The organism is Niallia sp. FSL W8-0954 (assembly GCF_038005605.1).
In the GTDB taxonomy this organism is placed as follows: Bacteria; Bacillota; Bacilli; order Bacillales; family Cytobacillaceae; genus Niallia; species Niallia circulans_A.
The window spans coordinates 5,022,216-5,038,519 of record NZ_JBBOTN010000001.1 but is presented as its reverse complement, the minus strand read 5'-3'; the positions used below and the strand labels follow the sequence as shown (position 1 = coordinate 5,038,519).

At 34.8% G+C, this 16,304-nt stretch carries 16 protein-coding genes and 1 pseudogene; 14 read left to right on the top strand and 3 right to left on the bottom strand.

Features of this window, described 5'->3' with window-relative positions; all coding sequences use genetic code 11:
- The first annotated feature begins 735 nt into the window (after positions 1-735).
- The 8 genes from yycF (at position 736) to rlmH (ending at position 8,604) form a co-directional block, all read left to right on the top strand.
- Entirely contained in the window at positions 736-1,446 is a 711-nt protein-coding gene (gene yycF / locus NX902_RS24510; protein ID WP_047941026.1) for a response regulator YycF, read from the top strand.
- Positions 1,447-1,454: 8 nt separating this feature from the next.
- Complete coding sequence (walK, locus tag NX902_RS24505) at positions 1,455-3,284, top strand: cell wall metabolism sensor histidine kinase WalK (protein WP_095333252.1); 1,830 nt, start codon at positions 1,455-1,457, stop codon at positions 3,282-3,284.
- A complete protein-coding gene (locus NX902_RS24500) occupies positions 3,281-4,594 on the top strand; it encodes a YycH family regulatory protein (protein ID WP_341161067.1) in 1,314 nt (437 codons plus the stop codon). Before walK ends, NX902_RS24500 begins: the two co-directional genes overlap by 4 nt.
- Positions 4,581-5,381, top strand: a complete 801-nt coding sequence (locus NX902_RS24495; RefSeq protein WP_341123493.1) for a two-component system regulatory protein YycI — start codon at positions 4,581-4,583, stop codon at positions 5,379-5,381. The genes NX902_RS24500 and NX902_RS24495 overlap by 14 nt, the downstream gene beginning before the upstream one ends.
- Before the next feature lie 6 nt (positions 5,382-5,387).
- Positions 5,388-6,176 (top strand): MBL fold metallo-hydrolase, encoded by a 789-nt coding sequence (locus NX902_RS24490; protein WP_047941022.1) that lies wholly within the window; start codon positions 5,388-5,390, stop codon positions 6,174-6,176.
- A 188-nt stretch (positions 6,177-6,364) separates the two neighbouring features.
- Positions 6,365-7,576 (top strand): S1C family serine protease, encoded by a 1,212-nt coding sequence (locus tag NX902_RS24485; RefSeq protein WP_095320359.1) that lies wholly within the window; start codon positions 6,365-6,367, stop codon positions 7,574-7,576.
- Positions 7,577-7,882: 306 nt separating this feature from the next.
- Entirely contained in the window at positions 7,883-8,044 is a 162-nt protein-coding gene (locus NX902_RS24480; RefSeq protein WP_095333260.1) for a CxxH/CxxC protein, read from the top strand.
- An 80-nt stretch (positions 8,045-8,124) separates the two neighbouring features.
- Complete coding sequence (gene rlmH, locus NX902_RS24475; RefSeq protein WP_095333261.1) at positions 8,125-8,604, top strand: 23S rRNA (pseudouridine(1915)-N(3))-methyltransferase RlmH; 480 nt, start codon at positions 8,125-8,127, stop codon at positions 8,602-8,604.
- Positions 8,605-9,207: 603 nt separating this feature from the next.
- Here rlmH and NX902_RS24470 read toward each other — a convergent pair.
- From NX902_RS24470 to NX902_RS24460, 3 genes and pseudogenes are all read right to left on the bottom strand, one after another.
- Positions 9,208-10,263: pseudogene (locus NX902_RS24470) on the bottom strand (recombinase family protein); the annotation flags it as partial.
- Between the two features lie 76 nt (positions 10,264-10,339).
- Positions 10,340-11,842, bottom strand: a complete 1,503-nt coding sequence (locus NX902_RS24465; RefSeq protein WP_341161066.1) for a recombinase family protein — start codon at positions 11,840-11,842, stop codon at positions 10,340-10,342.
- A 1-nt stretch (position 11,843) separates the two neighbouring features.
- Positions 11,844-12,020, bottom strand: coding sequence for a hypothetical protein (locus NX902_RS24460; protein ID WP_341161065.1), 177 nt, complete (start codon positions 12,018-12,020; stop codon positions 11,844-11,846).
- A gap of 372 nt (positions 12,021-12,392) precedes the next feature.
- On the opposite strand from NX902_RS24460, the gene NX902_RS24455 reads away from it, so the two are divergent.
- The 6 genes from NX902_RS24455 to NX902_RS24430 all read left to right on the top strand — a co-directional run bounded on the left by NX902_RS24455 (position 12,393) and on the right by NX902_RS24430 (position 16,285).
- Positions 12,393-13,310 carry a phage/plasmid replication domain-containing protein gene (locus tag NX902_RS24455; RefSeq protein ID WP_341161064.1) on the top strand — a complete coding sequence of 306 codons (918 nt, stop codon included), beginning with the start codon at positions 12,393-12,395 and terminating at the stop codon, positions 13,308-13,310.
- Positions 13,311-13,443: 133 nt separating this feature from the next.
- Positions 13,444-13,692 (top strand): helix-turn-helix domain-containing protein, encoded by a 249-nt coding sequence (locus NX902_RS24450; protein ID WP_341161063.1) that lies wholly within the window; start codon positions 13,444-13,446, stop codon positions 13,690-13,692.
- Positions 13,693-13,769: 77 nt separating this feature from the next.
- On the top strand, positions 13,770-14,687 hold the full coding sequence (locus NX902_RS24445; protein WP_341161062.1) for a hypothetical protein: 918 nt from the start codon (positions 13,770-13,772) through the stop codon (positions 14,685-14,687).
- A 142-nt stretch (positions 14,688-14,829) separates the two neighbouring features.
- The gene (locus NX902_RS24440) at positions 14,830-15,183 is read left to right on the top strand and encodes a DUF6075 family protein (protein WP_341161061.1); all 354 of its coding nucleotides are present in this window, start codon (positions 14,830-14,832) and stop codon (positions 15,181-15,183) included.
- A 53-nt stretch (positions 15,184-15,236) separates the two neighbouring features.
- Complete coding sequence (locus NX902_RS24435; RefSeq protein WP_341161060.1) at positions 15,237-15,473, top strand: hypothetical protein; 237 nt, start codon at positions 15,237-15,239, stop codon at positions 15,471-15,473.
- 191 nt (positions 15,474-15,664) lie between these two features.
- Positions 15,665-16,285 carry a recombinase family protein gene (locus NX902_RS24430; protein ID WP_341161059.1) on the top strand — a complete coding sequence of 207 codons (621 nt, stop codon included), beginning with the start codon at positions 15,665-15,667 and terminating at the stop codon, positions 16,283-16,285.
- The last annotated feature ends 19 nt before the right edge of the window (positions 16,286-16,304 follow it).

The window sequence follows — 16,304 nt, the reverse complement described above, 5'->3', positions numbered from 1 at the left end:
ACAATTTTATTACAATATAATAGCAAACCATTTTTCCTTATAAAAGTATGATAAAGTTAATGTATATGTCTTCTTTGAAAGGAACTTTATAAAATAATGAAGTGAATGGAATAGAAAAAGAAGAGTTTTATTTAATTTAGAAAAGACGTATGTAAGAGGATGCTATAGACAAAAAAAGGACAAGGGATCCATTCTATTAAAAAGGATATCCTTGCCAAAATTAAGGGAAAATGAAACTCATATATATAGACGATTAACTCGTCTAAAAGGTTTCAATAATTTATCCATCTATCTATGTATTTTTTCTTATTGTAAAATAATGCTCTCATTAATCTTTTTCTGCAGAAAGAAGACATATAGAAGCCTAGTATGTATTGATGATGTATACTTTTAGTTCCCATGCATATGAATAAAACACTAATAAGGAAAAATAAGTAATTCTCTCTTTAATAGAGAGATTTTTTATTCGGGGATGGAAGGAATGGTCAGTGGGCTAATGAAAAGCTTCACTGTTTTTTTATGTGGGACTATTTAGTGAATAGCCGTTCTTTATAGACTTTTGTCTTCCTGTTAACTATTTTTGGTTTCGCTTGGTAAAGGGAGATGAAAGCGGGATAAACTTATAATAGAAAAAAAGTGATTATATAAATTTAAAATGGTAAAGTAGACATTAGAAGTAAACAATAAAAGAATGAAATAACCATAGATAAAACTTGATATAAGGAGAATAGCGGAATGAACAAAAAGATTCTAGTTGTAGATGATGAAAAACCAATTGCGGATATTTTGCAATTTAATTTAAAGAAAGAAGGATTTGAAGTTTATTGTGCTTATGATGGCAACGAGGCGTTAGAGAAGGTAGAAGAACTTCAGCCGGATTTAGTATTATTAGATATTATGCTGCCACAAAGAGATGGAATGGAAGTATGTCGTGAGGTTAGAAAGAAATATGAGATGCCGATTATTATGTTAACGGCTAAGGACTCGGAGATAGATAAGGTATTAGGGCTTGAATTAGGGGCTGACGATTATGTAACAAAGCCTTTCAGTACGAGAGAGCTGATTGCACGTGTTAAAGCAAATCTTCGTAGACACCAGCAAGTTTCTTCTGCTGCAGAAGAGGAGAAAGAAACAAATGAAATTGAAGTGGGTTCCCTTATAATTCACCCAGATGCTTATATCGTATCGAAAAGAGGAGAAATGATTGAGCTGACTCATCGTGAGTTTGAATTGCTTTACTATTTAGCAAAACATATCGGACAAGTTATGACGAGAGAGCACTTGCTTCAAACTGTATGGGGTTACGACTACTATGGAGATGTTAGAACAGTAGATGTAACAGTAAGAAGGTTAAGAGAAAAAATTGAAGATAATCCTAGTCATCCAACTTGGATTGTGACAAGAAGAGGCGTTGGATACTATTTGAGAAATCCTGAGCAGGAGTAAATTTATTAATGAAAAAAGTGAGTTTTTTTCGTTCTATTCATTTGAAGCTTGTGGTAGTAATTGTTTTGCTTATTCTAATTTCTATTCAGATTATTGGAGTCTATTTTGTAAAGACTTTACAGACAACCTTATTGGATAGTTTTAAAGTATCGATTCAAGAGAAAGTAAATATCTTATCGATTTATTTAGAAGAGCAGCTTGTAAAGGAAAGAGTCGTCGAAAATGGGGATTCAACGTTAGAAGATGATATTAGAAGAATTCTAAGTGATAATAATTCTTCTGATATTAAGGAAATTAGAGTAGTTAATAGTAATGGTATTATAGTTGGAACTTCGGATCCGGAAAATCAAAATTTAGTTGGCCAGAGAATGGTCGACTATTCGGTAAGACGAGTTTTATCTAATTCTTCCCAGCCAGATAATCCGATCAAGCAGAAAAATGGCGAGAAAATCTATGAGCTGATTACTCCTATAAAGACAAATGGAGATGAAATAGTCGGAGCCATTTATTTGGTAGGGAAAATTGAGAATGTGTATAAACAAATTGATAAGATCAATCAAATCTTCCAAAAAGGAACCATTATTACATTGGTTGTTACCGCTATTTTGGGAGTCCTGTTAGCAAGAACGATCACTAAGCCAATTTCTGATATGCAAAAGCATGCCTTTGCTTTATCCAAGGGGAATTTCTCTCGAAAGGTAAAGGTGTATGGATTTGATGAAATTGGCCAGCTGGCGATCACTTTTAATAATTTGACTAAGAAGCTTCAAGAGTCACAGGCTACAACAGAAAGTGAAAGAAGAAAACTATCTTCAGTATTAGCCTATATGACAGACGGAGTAATTGCGACAGATAGAAAAGGACGGATTATTCTTATTAATGAGCCAGCTGCAAAAATGCTGGATGTTTCACGTGAAACAGTCCTTTCTGAACCAATTGTTAATCTTCTTGATCTTAATGGGAAGTATACATTTGAGGAACTTCTCGAGGAAAGAGAATCGGTTATTTTGGATTATAGTACCCATTATGAGCCATATGTATTACGGGCGAATTTTTCGGTTATCCAAAAAGAAACAGGATTTGTAAATGGTTTAATTACGGTTCTCCACGATATTACCGAACAAGAAAAGATTGATATGGAAAGAAAAGAGTTTGTGGCAAATGTTTCCCATGAATTGCGCACGCCGTTAACAACAATGCGCAGTTATGTAGAGGCTCTATATGATGGGGCATGGAAAGATGACGAATTAGCTCCGAAATTCCTTAATGTTACACAAACGGAAACAGAGCGTATGATACGTCTTGTAAATGACTTATTACAGCTTTCTAAATTGGATAGTCGTGATTATCAGTTAAATAAGGAACTTGTTGATTTCATCGTATTTTATAATCGCATTATTGATCGTTTTGAATTGACGAAGGAACAAAATGTTATTTTTATAAGAAAATTGCCTAAGAAAGCAGCCTTTGTGGAAATTGATGAAGATAAATTGACACAGGTTCTTGATAATATAATTTCTAATGCCTTGAAATACTCTCCTGAAGGTGGGAAAATTACTTTTTCTATAAAGGAGCAAGAACAGCAAATTATCGTAAGTGTATCGGATAATGGCGTAGGTATTCCAAAAGAAAATATTGATAAAATATTTGATCGTTTCTACCGTGTTGATAAAGCGAGAACACGTAAGCTTGGCGGAACAGGACTTGGCCTTGCTATTGCGAAAGAAATGGTAGAGGCACACGGGGGAAGAATTTGGGCATCCAGTAAAGAAGGAAAAGGAACAAAAATATCTTTCACCCTACCGTATATTCAATCTGAAGAGGATGATTGGGGATGAAATATGAGAACGTAAAAAGTGGCATTTTAATCTTGCTGGTAGCATTAAGCGTGTTATTATATTATCTCCTTTGGACAGACCAAGGTGGAGAGTTTGATGCGATGGATACTAGTGGTTCTACTATGAAGCAAGAGGCATTAGGGGATAAAAAGGAAGTCAGTGAAGTAATAAAACCTGATGAAATTTACCAACACATTGATGGGCAGCATTATGGTACAATTTCTAAGGAGGAAGTAGACCATATTCTAAATAGATTGAAAGAATTTGATTATGGGAATTTCCGTAATATATCTTCCACCATTCCTAGTATAGCTACTTTTTTAGAAGCGCAGAATAATGGTCTAGAAATAAGGTTTCCAGGGCAAGTTCCTTTTCGTATTTACAAAGATATTTTAAGAATTGATCAAGATAATTCTTTTGATTTTGATACGATCTTGTTTTCTTATAAAGATGGAAATGTTTATTTTCTGTCTAAAGAAACAGGGAAAGTATATGAAACATCGATAAATGCAACTTATATAGAGCAGCTTAATAAATTGAAAGACAATGTTTATGCGAAAAAGACAGTGTACTCTACCTATTTTTCTTATAAACCTAATGACCAGTATTTAATTTACTTGCCTAATGGTAAGCAGGAAGTAAATAAATATAAATACTTTACAAGACAAATTGAATCTATTCGCTTAAGCAGAGCATTATTTGAAGAGCCTAGTATTGCTCAAAAAGAAATTCTGACAAATTGGGAAGAGTATACGGATGATTCAGGTTTATTACGAATATATAAAGATACCCATATAGTTAGTTTCTTTAAACCTGCAGGCATTTCGAATGAAATGACTCAGAACCATATAATAAATAATAGTATCGAATTGATTAATGAACGTGGCGGCTGGATTAATGACTATCTTTATGTAGGACGAGATGAAGATAGAAAGGTTACCTTTCGCTTATACAATACAAATGGGATGCCTGTGTTCAATCTAAATACGGAGTTGTCCGATATTCGATTATACTGGGAAGATAATAAGGCAAAGCGCCTGTTAACGAGTAATTTAATTATTATTAATACAACCACTCCGTTTGATTTTTCGAAAGAGACTGTCTCATCAGGAGAGGATGTTCTAAAATATCTTAAAAGCAATAAAAAACTGAAGATGGAAAAACTCCAGAAGATCGTACTGGGATACGATATGCAGGTCGATTCGCAAAGTATCGTGTCTTTACAGCCAACTTGGTTTTACCAATATGATCATAAATGGTATTCCCTATATTCGGAAGGAACAGGGGGCAGCTTAGATGGACTGGAGTAAGATAAAGACAATATTTATCATTGCCTTTTTACTATTAGATGTTTATTTAATTTATGAATATGTAAAAATTAAGGAATACCAGCGGGCCGATGATTTACCAACAGAACCACCAACACACACATTGTCACGGCTAGGAATTGATTACGATAAAGAGAAACTGCCAGTGAATAATGTGAAGGATCAATATTTATCTGCCAAATCGAAGAAATTTACCGATGATGAGATCAAGAAGTTGGAAAAGGGATTATTAAGCGGTCAAGAAATTACGGTAAGAGATAGCATATATCTTCAAGCAGTCCTAGAGAAACCAATCAGTATAGATAAAGAGTTCGATCCCGATGAGTTGTCTGATTTTCTGCTTAATTCCGTACTTAACGGTGCAGAGTATCGCTTTCTGGAAAAGAAGGGGAACACGATAAAGTACTATCAGCAGCATGCAGGAAAGACATTGTATCGCAATCCTAAAGCGGAGCTTACCTTTAATGTCAATGAAGAAAACAAAATTGTTTCTTATAACCAGACATATTTAGAAAACATTAAAGAGATGGATAAAGAAGAGGTCATTATGCAGCCGCCTGATGCTATTCTTAACTTATTTAAGAATAATTTCATTGAAAGTGGTTCATATGTAAGTCATATAGAACTAGGGTATTATACACAGCTTGATACTTCGGCACAGCTGCTAGCACCAACTTGGAAAGTAACAGTGAACGAAGAAGATTTTTATGTAAACGCGCTAGATGGACAAGTTATTCAGCCAGAAACAGAGGAAATGAAAGTGGAGTGAGAGAAAATGCGGTTTAGTGTTCTCGCAAGTGGCAGTACAGGAAATGCCATTTTTGTTGAATCAGGAGAACATTCCTTTTTAGTGGATGCTGGATTAAGCGGAAAGCAAATGGAAGGCTTATTTCAAGGCATTGAACGAAAAATGAGTGATCTAACAGGCATATTAGTAACACATGAGCATAGTGACCATATTAAAGGGGTAGGTATTGTTGCAAGAAAGTATAAACTGCCGATCTATGCGAATGAAAAAACATGGAAAGCAATGGATCCACTCATTGGGGAAATTCCCGTCGAGCAGAAATTTCATTTTGATATGGAAACAGTAAAGACATTCGGCAATGTCTCCATTGAATCCTTTGGTGTATCTCATGATGCAGCAGAGCCAATGTTTTATGTATTTCATGAAGGGGAGAAAAAGCTCGTTCTTATCACAGATACTGGGTACGTAAGTGATCGAATGAAAGGAATTATTTCCAATGCAGATTCGTATGTATTTGAAAGCAATCATGATGTGCAGATGCTGCGGATGGGAAAATATCCATGGAATATTAAAAGACGTATCTTAAGTGATGTGGGACATGTCTGTAACGAGGATGCTGCGATAGCCATGAGTGAAGTGATTGGAGATCGTACAAAGCATATATACCTTGCGCACTTAAGCTTAGATAATAATATGAAGGATCTAGCAAGGATGTCAGTTGGACAGACATTAGAAAGCCGTGGCGTTGGATTGGGGGAACAAGTTCATTTATTTGATACCGATCCAAGAATACCAACAAAGCTTATGGCTATATAGCAGGATCGAAAAAAGCGGATAGTCAGATATTCGCTTTTTTTACTAGAGAAATAAAAGTATGGCAGGAAGGCTTTTGGGCATGATAGGGAGAAAACTTCTTGAAGTATTTCGTTTGTTTTTTTGAAAAACAGGAAAAATAATAAGGATATAGGTTAAGGATGATTTTTAGATTATGTCTTTAGAAAGGAATGAAGCTTGTGGAGTATGATTACGGTAATCGGGGAGATGGGCCAAAGAGAGGCTCAAGAAGAGGCTATTTCTTCTCTGGATTTATAGGTGCGGTGATAGGAGCATTACTAGTATTATTATTAAGCCCCCGTTTGACGGACTTAGCAATTTTTCAGAACGGAAATGAAAATGAGCAAATCGTAACTAATTCTGATGGGATAAAAACACAGAATATTTCATTGAACGTGGAAACGGATATTACTAAGGCAGTGGATAAAGCAGCGGACTCAGTTGTCGGTATTACCAATCTGCAGTCCTCTAATTTCTGGGCAGATGAAACAACAGCCCAAGAAGCGGGCACAGGTTCTGGAGTTATTTATAAGAAAAGTGGCGGCAAAGCATTTATTGTCACAAATAATCATGTAGTCCAAGGAGCAACAGAACTTGAGGTCACGTTATCCGATGGAAAAAAAATTAACGCTAAGCTAATAGGTGCCGATATTTGGACCGATTTAGCAGTAGTTGAAGTAGCTGCAAAAGAGATAACAAAAGTAGCAGAGTTTGGCAATTCCGACAGCTTAAAGGCAGGAGAACCAGTCATTGCAATTGGGAATCCTCTCGGATTAACGTTTTCTGGTTCTGTCACGCAAGGAATCATATCTGGCTTACAGCGAACTATCCCTGTCGATATAAATGAAGATGGGACACCTGATTGGCAATCAGAAGTTATTCAAACAGATGCAGCGATTAATCCAGGAAATAGTGGTGGTGCACTGGTTAATATCGAAGGACAGCTTATCGGTATTAATAGCATGAAGATTGCTGAATCTGCGGTAGAGGGAATTGGACTTGCGATTCCCATTAACTCAGCGATTCCAATTATTGAGGATTTAGAACAACATGGAGAAGTGCAGCGCCCTTATATGGGGGTAGAACTACAATCTGTTAGTGATATTCCAGGCTACTATCAGCAGGAAGCTTTGAAATTACCGAATGATGTTACAACAGGCGTTGCGATAAAAGATGTTTCACGAAATTCTCCAGCGCAAAAAGCAGGATTAAAAGAGCTAGATGTTATCGTAGAACTAGATGGGGAAGAAATAGTCGATTTAATTGCATTAAGAAAGCATTTATATACGGAGAAGAAAATCGGCGATAAAATGGAAGTGAAATATTATCGAAACGGTAAACTAGAAACAACAGAGCTTACGTTATCAGAGGAAGAAATGTAGTTAAGAAAGTAGAGCGAAGCCTTATTTAGGTATCGCTCTACTTTTTTTATGTGTACGTATTTTTTGAATGGAGATACTATTGCTGAATAGATGTAATGGAGCGAAATAGTTTCTGAAAAAAATAAATAAATGCTTGTGGATAAGGTTTTATCGAAAAAAGCAGAGGAATTTCATTAGAGTAGTTGCAGTTTTTAGGTAGAATGATAAGATGGAATGTGGATAACTAATAATAAGGTCAAGAAGAAATATTATCCACAATTATTTTTAGAAAAATGAAAACAGTAAGAGCTAAAAGGAGAAGAAGATATGATTTATAGTTGTGCTGAACACGTTGATATAGCAATAGATTCCGTTGTAAATGAGTATGAAACCTTTCCGATTTTAGAACAAATTTCAGAAGAAAAAAAGTTATCAACAACCTGTGAATATTGTAAAAATAATGCCATATATATGGTGGCGAACAAGTGATTCCATACTATATGTGGATTAAAAATGTGGATATGTGGATAAGTATTGTGGATATCTTGTTTGTAAAGTGAGGAAAGCATGTGAATATCTCAATTATTACAGTAGGAAAGTTAAAAGAAAAATATTTAAAGCTTGGAATCGAAGAATATACAAAAAGGCTTTCAAGCTATTCTAAAATAGAAATTATTGAGGTGCCAGACGAAAAGGCACCCGAAATCTTAAGCGATGCCGAGATGCTGCAAGTGAAGAAAAAAGAAGGAGAAAGAATCCTTGCCAAAGTTCAAGCTGATGCACACGTTATTGCACTTGCGATAGAGGGCAAGCAAAAGTCATCCGAGGAGTTAGCCGACACACTCGATAAGTTAGGTACATACGGGAAGAGCAAAGTGACATTTATTATTGGCGGATCGTTGGGATTAAGCGATGAAGTGTTAAGGCGAGCAGATGATAAGTTGTCGTTTAGCAAGATGACATTTCCCCATCAATTGATGCGGTTGATTTTGGTGGAGCAGGTTTATCGGGCTTTTCGGATTATGAGGGGGGAACCGTACCATAAATAGAGGCAAAAACTTTTGAAGATATGGAGGTAAATGTCTATTGTTTGGGTCAATTATGGATAAATTAGACCATTTTGAGTCGCCAAATAAGTGATGAATAAGGATGATAGACTTGGAATTATGTTGATCCAAGAAGTCAAACTCTAACTCGATTGATTCAACGCCTCTCTTCAATGGGCCATTTGGTTGTAAGGCAACATTAATTTGCTTTACAAGAAGTTGTAACAAATGCTTCTTCTGTTCTCTGGTTCCGTCTTCATAAACAATGATAAATCTTTGTAGTAATTCTTTGATAAGTTGTGGGGAGATAGTCTTATTAATGGAGCGAGTAATTTCTCCCCTCAAACTGTTTAATTTATATTCTATTGCAGTTTTTTCTTCAGAAACCAACCTTAGCCTATCTTGTAGCATATCAAGCGGGAATAGTTTGTTCTCGAACGCATGAAAATATCGTTCTTGCAGATCATTCAGTTCGTTAATCCTTTTATTTAACTCATCAATTTCTTGTTGGAAGGCATTTTCATGCTGACTGTTATTCTGATTTATTCCCTGAATCTTTTCCCTTATTTGTTCATCATTTTGAATGAAATTCTTAATAAGAGAAAATACACGCTCTTCTGCTTCAAATGCACGTACAGAGTTTGCATTACAAGCTACTGTACCTTTATTATGGAAATCACCACATTCATAATATCGGTGTTTTCTTTTTGTCCCATCTTTTCTTTTATAAGTAGTTATATGAGGAACCATACCTTGTCCACAAACGGGACATCGGAGTAAAGCATTTAATAAGAATGGCTCATCAGATTGCTTTTGTTTAAAAGATTTGTTTGTTCTAAGTTCTTGCACAATAGCCCATAAATCCTTTGAAATAATTGCTTTGTGATTACCATCTACTATAATAGGATTTGGATTTTTGCCTTTACGTCTTTTTGTGTTCCAATCGTTCATCCGCATCCAACGAATTTTCCCGATGTACATTGGATTATCAAGAATTTGTGCAATACCATTTATAGAAAATAATCTTCCTCTTTTTGTTTTATATCCAGACTTATTAAGTTTGTTTGCAACAGCTTTTAATCCTTTACCTTGTGCGTATTCTGTAAAGATAATTCTAACTACCTCTGCTTCCTTTTCATTAATTACAAGCTCTCCATCAATTGAATCATACCCTAAAACACTACCGCCGTTCCAACCACCTTCCAATGCTTTTTGTTTCATACCGAGTTTTACATTGTCGCTAAGAGTATTCCGCTCCATTTCAGCAATACCCGCCATAAGTTGTAATACAAGTCGGCCAATAGGGGTAGATGTATCGAAGTTTTCAGAGTATGAAACAAATTGTACGTTAAATTCTTCAAACCTCTTTAGTAATGTCAAAGTATCATAAAGAGATCGGGATAATCGAGAAATCTTCCAAACAAGAATCCCATCAAATTGCCCGTATTGCATATCAACAAGCAACTGTTGTAATTGTGGTCTCCCTTTAATTGATTTTCCGCTTATGCCTTCATCTGCATATACATTTGTAACATACCATCCCTGGAGTTCTGCGTATTGTCGCAATGTATTTACCTGAGCGGAAAGGCTATAACCTTCTGTTGCTTGTTCCTCGGTTGAAACACGTATATAAAGACAGACCTTTTTGATTTCGTTAAACATATAGTACCTCCTTTCAATACCATGATACTATGTACAAAATAAAAAAGGAAAGGATGTTCTCCTTTCCTAATTTCTTTTAAGATGCTATTTCTTTTAAAGTTTTTTCATCGAAGTGATAGTGAATTTCAGAAATTTGGCGTTTTTTCCTCTTGCCACCTGTATCTACTTCCTCAACATGAATATCTGATATAATCTCCCGCAAAAGTTCCTTTTTTTCGGTGTCTCCAAAAGAACAAAAGAAACCTTCAAAGTTGTTTAAAACCTGTTTGACGATAAATGTGGTGTTCTGTGAAGAGGATAGGCTTAGTTTGGTTTCTATCATTTGTTTTCGAGTTTTTAAATCTACTTTCATACTTTCATATCTTGATAACTGATCTTGTAATGTTTCTTTGGAAATTGTTTGACTTGTATATAAGTCAATTACTTCGTTCACTTTTCTTTGAAGATCCTTTTCCTCTTTTTCAATCATTGAAATTTGCCTTTTAATCGGGATTTGTTCGAGTTTGATTTGTGAGTTAATTTTTTCTATGAGGAGATTTTCATATTCAGGGGATTGTAGTTTTGAGGATAATTCAGAGAGGACTTTTTGTTCTGCAGCTTCTTTGTTGATTAGGTTCGAATTACAGAGACCCTTTGTCTTATTTCTGCTACATTGATAATACAGGTATTTACCACCTTTGGATTTATGCTGAACCATAGAAGACCCACATTCTGGGCATTTTAGTAACCCAGATAGAAAGTAAGACCCTTTATGAATCTTTATTGGTTTTTTACTTTTGGAATCAAATATTTTTGTTGCCTTTTCCCACTTAGCCTGGCTGATGATAGCTTGATGTTTTCCCTCATAGACTTTTCTTTCTCCATTCCTTTCTCCCCATCGAATATATCCTGCATAAATGGGGTTTGTAACGATAGTTTTAACCGAAATTACATCCCATTCTCTTTCTAACTTAGCTTCTGTATATTGCGTATTGAGGAAATGTGCTATTTTTTTATAGCCCCAATGATCATCTGTATACCGATCAAAAATGAACTCTACAACTTTGGCCTCATCAGGATTAACTTTAAGGGTTTTAGATGGAGTTGATGTATAGCCGAAAACCCGTCCTCCATTAAAGTAACCTTCTACCGCTCTTCTACGCATTCCTTCTTTACAAGTTTGATTGATTTTGTGTCTAGTATTCTCTGAAAATGCTAGAAGAATATCTAACGCAAAACGTGCGTATGGATCTTCAGTATTGATGCCCTCAGAAATGCAAACTAAATGATGTCCTTTTTTTGATATTAGTTCAGTGATATATTTTGCATCTAAGAGTTTTCGAGCAAATCTATCAGACGACCATACAACAATATACGTTTTTTCCGTATTCTCAGAAGAAAGTACATCTTGTATCATTTGGATGAATTCTGGGCGATTCTTTAATGAGGAACCAGATCCCGATTCTTCATTATAGATTTTCTCCAAGGTAATATTTTTGGATTTACAATAATCCTCAATTCTCTCAATCTGAGCATTAATTGAATAGCCATCAAGTTGTAAATCTGTTGAAACACGAACATATCCTACTGCTTTTTCCATGTTATGCAACCTGCCTTTCCTCAGACTTATTATTTAATTCCGCTTGATTACTGTTCTCAATAATCAAGTCGACCATAACGTTAAGGAAGTTTTGAGCATGAACTTTTTGTGAATCCTTCTCCCCGAAAAGTATATCCTTCATATATTCTTCATAATCCAAAATTAAATCTTTTTTCATATGTTGTATCTCCTTTTCCTTAGTGTTTTATCTTTGGTGTAGCTGCTTTGTATTTATAACTTTACAAGACTATCAAATCAAAGTCTAAAAAATTAGGTTCTACCCCAGGTTAGTAAAGTTGCCAATTTATGGTTGCCCCTTTGTTTAGCTACATACGACTTTACCATTGAATAATTTGTTTCCTTCTGACATAGCATTCAAAAGTCAATTGCCTAACAGGTGGTTGATAAATACATTAAATATGGGTGGTTTTCGGGAAAAAAAGACTCTGGATGTTAGCGAAAATTAAAGAATTATAGAGAAAACAAAAGAATACTAGCAAAAATGAGAGGGTTTAAAATTTCCCGTAATACACTCGAAGGAGGAATGAAAATGCTACACACTGCACGTTTTTACATCAATTTGACAATGGATGAAGCATATTTAATTGAAAGAAATTTAGGTATTACATTGGACCAACTTAAACCAATGGTTGAAAGAAACTTTTACGGTATCACAGCATGGGTGATCAAAAAGTATGGAATAAGGCTATTCTTCGTTATTGATTTTGTTAAGCTACTGAATAAGTCGTCTATTGAAGAAAGTGATTACGACAAAGCTGAAAGGAAAATTGAGGAATTCATCCTATTCCTTTTTCGTGATAGTTCGTTCATTAATCGTATTTGTATGACCAGAATAGATTATCGCTTGGACGCACAAATACCTACGGAAGAAAGGGAACTGCTGCTCTTTTTGTTCAGAAAGACAACATCAAAACATCGTCATCAAAAAAAAGACTTGAAATATAAAACAACATTATATTTCAACAGTAATAGCGTAATTAGTTGTGTATACGACAAAGAATTAGAGGCGAAAGAGCAAAGAGGAAAGGTGGAATGGTATGAAGATTCGGTGTTGAGATTGGAAGCGAGAATACTCAATCAACATTTAAAATACAAAAAGTACCGAAAAGGGAAAGAAAAAAGTCTCAGGGAATACTTTAAAAATGAGCTATTCAGGGAATATATGATGAAATACTTTGGGGAAATTCTATTTAGTGGCCACTATTACAAAATTACTAGGGTCCGAACTATCCTCAATAAAAGCCAACTGAAAGATTCTGAAAAAGAAAAGCTGTTATTGTTTTTGTGCGAAATATCAAAACATGGATTTGATTATGTTGAATCCAAGTATTCCACGTATTATCGTAAAAAGTTCCTCAAACAACTAAATTCCCTCAACATAAATCCTATCTTAATCCCCAAGGGTAGAAAATCACCATCTTTCGTGAAAAACCCATTTCAATTTTAAAGGATAAAACAATATACGACAAAATAAAAGAATTAGGTCGTTATGTTTTGTTGACTGGAATAGTAGGATAAGTAGTCAAATGAAGATAACAAATATCAATTTTGGCAAAAAACTATGATTGTAGGTGATTGTAATGAAAAGTAACCAAAGTAAAGTAAAAGAGGTTTCACTAGAGTTTGGAAACCTTATCAAACAAAGACGAGAAGATTTAGGCTACACAATTAAAAAAGTTGCCTCAGCAGTCCATTCAAGCGAAAGTTATATTTCCAGAATCGAGAGTCATAAACGAACGAATCCAAGTGTCTGTATAGTTTATGGTCTCGCAGAGGTATTGGAAATAGAATTGGGATACCTATTGGGAGTTGCGTTTCCCCATAAATAGTAAGATAGAAAATGCAAAGACTGTCGTATCAAAATACAGAGGGGAGCTGGATGCTTCCCTTTTAGGAGGAATGTCAGATGAGCAAAAAAGGAAGTAAAAAGGAATATATCTTTAACCTTATCCTGCAAAGAAACCCACAGTTATTGAGACACTTTGTTGGAGATGTTGAATTAATCGAGTTAGAACACGACTCTGATAAGAGGATTGATATTTTTGGCAGAGACTTAACTCATAACTCTCCAATTTACATCGAAAGCCAATTAGGATGTTCAGATAAAGATCATTTTGAGAAGGTAAGGTATCTAATAGAAAAAAATCAAAATGAGAGTGGCATTTTTATCTGGATTGCTTCTAGGTTTAAAGATGAATATTTGGCTGCTATTGGGGATTTGTTTGAATTACATGTGTTAGAGAATCCTATCACAATTCTGGCTCTTTCAATACAAGAAGGTTACTTGAAAACGCTAGGCAATCTTAATCGACAAAAGGATCCAGAAATCTGGAAGCAAATTAATCAAAATGATTTTGTGCTTCCAAAATTAAAAGTCGAGAAACGATGGGGTGAGATACCAAACGGATTTAAAGATTCCTCTGGAACAGCTTCAAATTATCCACTTGAATTTACTTCAACAAAAGAAATCAATTCCTATCTTTTATCTTCTTTAAGAAAAGAAGTTCCGTACCTACTTAATGTCCATCGCTCGAAGAAATTAACTGTAAATCCAATCATCTTTGGTTCAGGGTATTCAGACCTTAGTTTTGTTATCAATCTAGCTGCAAGTGAAGCCGCTATTAGATTAGAAAGTGATTGGCAATTACCATTATTTCAAAGGATGGTAAGGCAATTTATGAATAGTGATTGCTTCGAAACTATCATCTTTGAAGATAAAAGGATAGTTTTCCCCATACCTGAATCAGATGACCCAAAGGAAAAGGTAGAAATGGCAGTTAGGCTGTTTAAGAAAGTAGTTGATGTTGTTTACCAACCCAACTAAATACAGTCTATAAGGAGTGGTTCCCCACATATTAAAGGGGAATCTTTTCTTTTTCTACATAATTATTTACCCCCTCACATTATCATTCTGTTCCTAACTGCATAGAACAAAGTATGCAAATAAAAAACAGGAGGAAAATCCAATGTATTTGTTTCCAAATCATCAGGAAAACTTTAAGTTCTTATTACAAAAGGATGGAACACATCCAAATGATATTGAAAGAAAAGCGTTATTTTATATTTTGGCTGGTTACGAAGAAATTACGAATCAGGTGGATCTCTTTTATGATTTTCAAGACAGAATGATTCGAATAGAAGATGATGAAATCGCTACCCTTTCTAGTAGTGGTAAAGCATTGGTTCAGCTTGGTTACAATCTGTACAATAATTATCCCTGCGGTACAGTATTAGAGCTGTTCCGAAACTTGGACATGCTGAATGTCGAACTAGCAATTAATGCGATTAATATAAGGTTTAGAAAAACAGAGTTAAAATAGGGACTAATTCTTGAAAATGTTGATGACATACAATGGGATAGTGAGGTTTACAAATGGACAAAAAGATTGAAGTGATAAAAAAGCAACAGCAAGATATTTGGAAATGGGTGGGGACAAGAAAATCTGCCATTAATTGTGTTGAATCATTGATTGATGAAATGATTGATTGGAGAAGGAAACAGAGTGAGGAAATGGGAGAAGAGTTATTGGATGTCAATGTTTTCAAGCACCAAAGTAGTTTTCCATTCGTTACCATAGAATTCCTTTTACGTCCAAAACAAGAAGAGTAATTTGGAAACATAGAAATAAAAAATCAACATTGAATTTCATGGCTTCCCTACAAGAATTGATTTGTAGGGTTTTTTACTATTATTTTTATCTGTCCTTTTTAGGTACACTCTGTCCAAACAGATAGAAATGTAGTAATATAAGGATATAGAAATGTTCAAACAGACTTGTTCAATAAGGGTGCGGTTAAAAAATGATATTTGGATACGCAAGGATTAGTTCGAAAAGTCAGAATTTATCACGCCAGATTAAGGAATTAGAGGAATATGGCTGTGATCGTATTTTTCATGAAAAACAATCTGGAAAAGATTTCGATAGACCAATATATCAAGAGATGCGTTCTAAAATGCGTTTTGGTGATGTTTTGGTTGTACATGATTTAAGTCGTTTTGGACGAAATAAAAAGCAAATACTTGTAGAGTGGAAAAATTTGGTGGAAGAAGAAATAGACATAGTTGTATTAAATATGCCCATACTTGATACACGTAAATATAAAGAACTCGAAGGTGTGGGACAATTAGTTTCAGATATTGTCCTTACGTTATTATCTTGGATGGTTGATGAAGAAAGAGAACGTATCCGAACGGCTCAACGTGAGGGAATTGAAATTGCAAAGAAGCAAGGGAAGTTCAAAGGGGGGAAAAAGAAATATCATGCAGGTGCAACTGGTAGGGATAAAATACTATACGATGAAGTAGTAAAATGTTTACAAGAAAATGTAAGTGTAATGGATATTCATCGTAAAACAAGTTTATCAAGGAATACCATTTATTCTATAAAACGACAGATTGATAACACCAAAGTGTTAAATTAATCTTTTGAATGGTTAATTT

Bases quoted from the DNA above. Each gene is read 5' to 3' on its own strand.
- yycF (WP_047941026.1), top strand. From the start codon at position 736: ATGAACAAAAAGATTCTAGTTGTAGATGATGAAAAACCAATTGCGGAT.
- walK (WP_095333252.1), top strand. From the start codon at position 1,455: ATGAAAAAAGTGAGTTTTTTTCGTTCTATTCATTTGAAGCTTGTGGTA.
- NX902_RS24500 (WP_341161067.1), top strand. From the start codon at position 3,281: ATGAAATATGAGAACGTAAAAAGTGGCATTTTAATCTTGCTGGTAGCA.
- NX902_RS24495 (WP_341123493.1), top strand. From the start codon at position 4,581: ATGGACTGGAGTAAGATAAAGACAATATTTATCATTGCCTTTTTACTA.
- NX902_RS24490 (WP_047941022.1), top strand. From the start codon at position 5,388: ATGCGGTTTAGTGTTCTCGCAAGTGGCAGTACAGGAAATGCCATTTTT.
- NX902_RS24485 (WP_095320359.1), top strand. From the start codon at position 6,365: ATGAAGCTTGTGGAGTATGATTACGGTAATCGGGGAGATGGGCCAAAG.
- NX902_RS24480 (WP_095333260.1), top strand. From the start codon at position 7,883: ATGATTTATAGTTGTGCTGAACACGTTGATATAGCAATAGATTCCGTT.
- NX902_RS24465 (WP_341161066.1), bottom strand. From the start codon at position 11,842: ATGGAAAAAGCAGTAGGATATGTTCGTGTTTCAACAGATTTACAACTT.
- NX902_RS24460 (WP_341161065.1), bottom strand. From the start codon at position 12,020: ATGAAAAAAGATTTAATTTTGGATTATGAAGAATATATGAAGGATATA.
- NX902_RS24455 (WP_341161064.1), top strand. From the start codon at position 12,393: ATGCTACACACTGCACGTTTTTACATCAATTTGACAATGGATGAAGCA.
- NX902_RS24450 (WP_341161063.1), top strand. From the start codon at position 13,444: ATGAAAAGTAACCAAAGTAAAGTAAAAGAGGTTTCACTAGAGTTTGGA.
- NX902_RS24445 (WP_341161062.1), top strand. From the start codon at position 13,770: ATGAGCAAAAAAGGAAGTAAAAAGGAATATATCTTTAACCTTATCCTG.
- NX902_RS24440 (WP_341161061.1), top strand. From the start codon at position 14,830: ATGTATTTGTTTCCAAATCATCAGGAAAACTTTAAGTTCTTATTACAA.
- NX902_RS24435 (WP_341161060.1), top strand. From the start codon at position 15,237: ATGGACAAAAAGATTGAAGTGATAAAAAAGCAACAGCAAGATATTTGG.
- NX902_RS24430 (WP_341161059.1), top strand. From the start codon at position 15,665: ATGATATTTGGATACGCAAGGATTAGTTCGAAAAGTCAGAATTTATCA.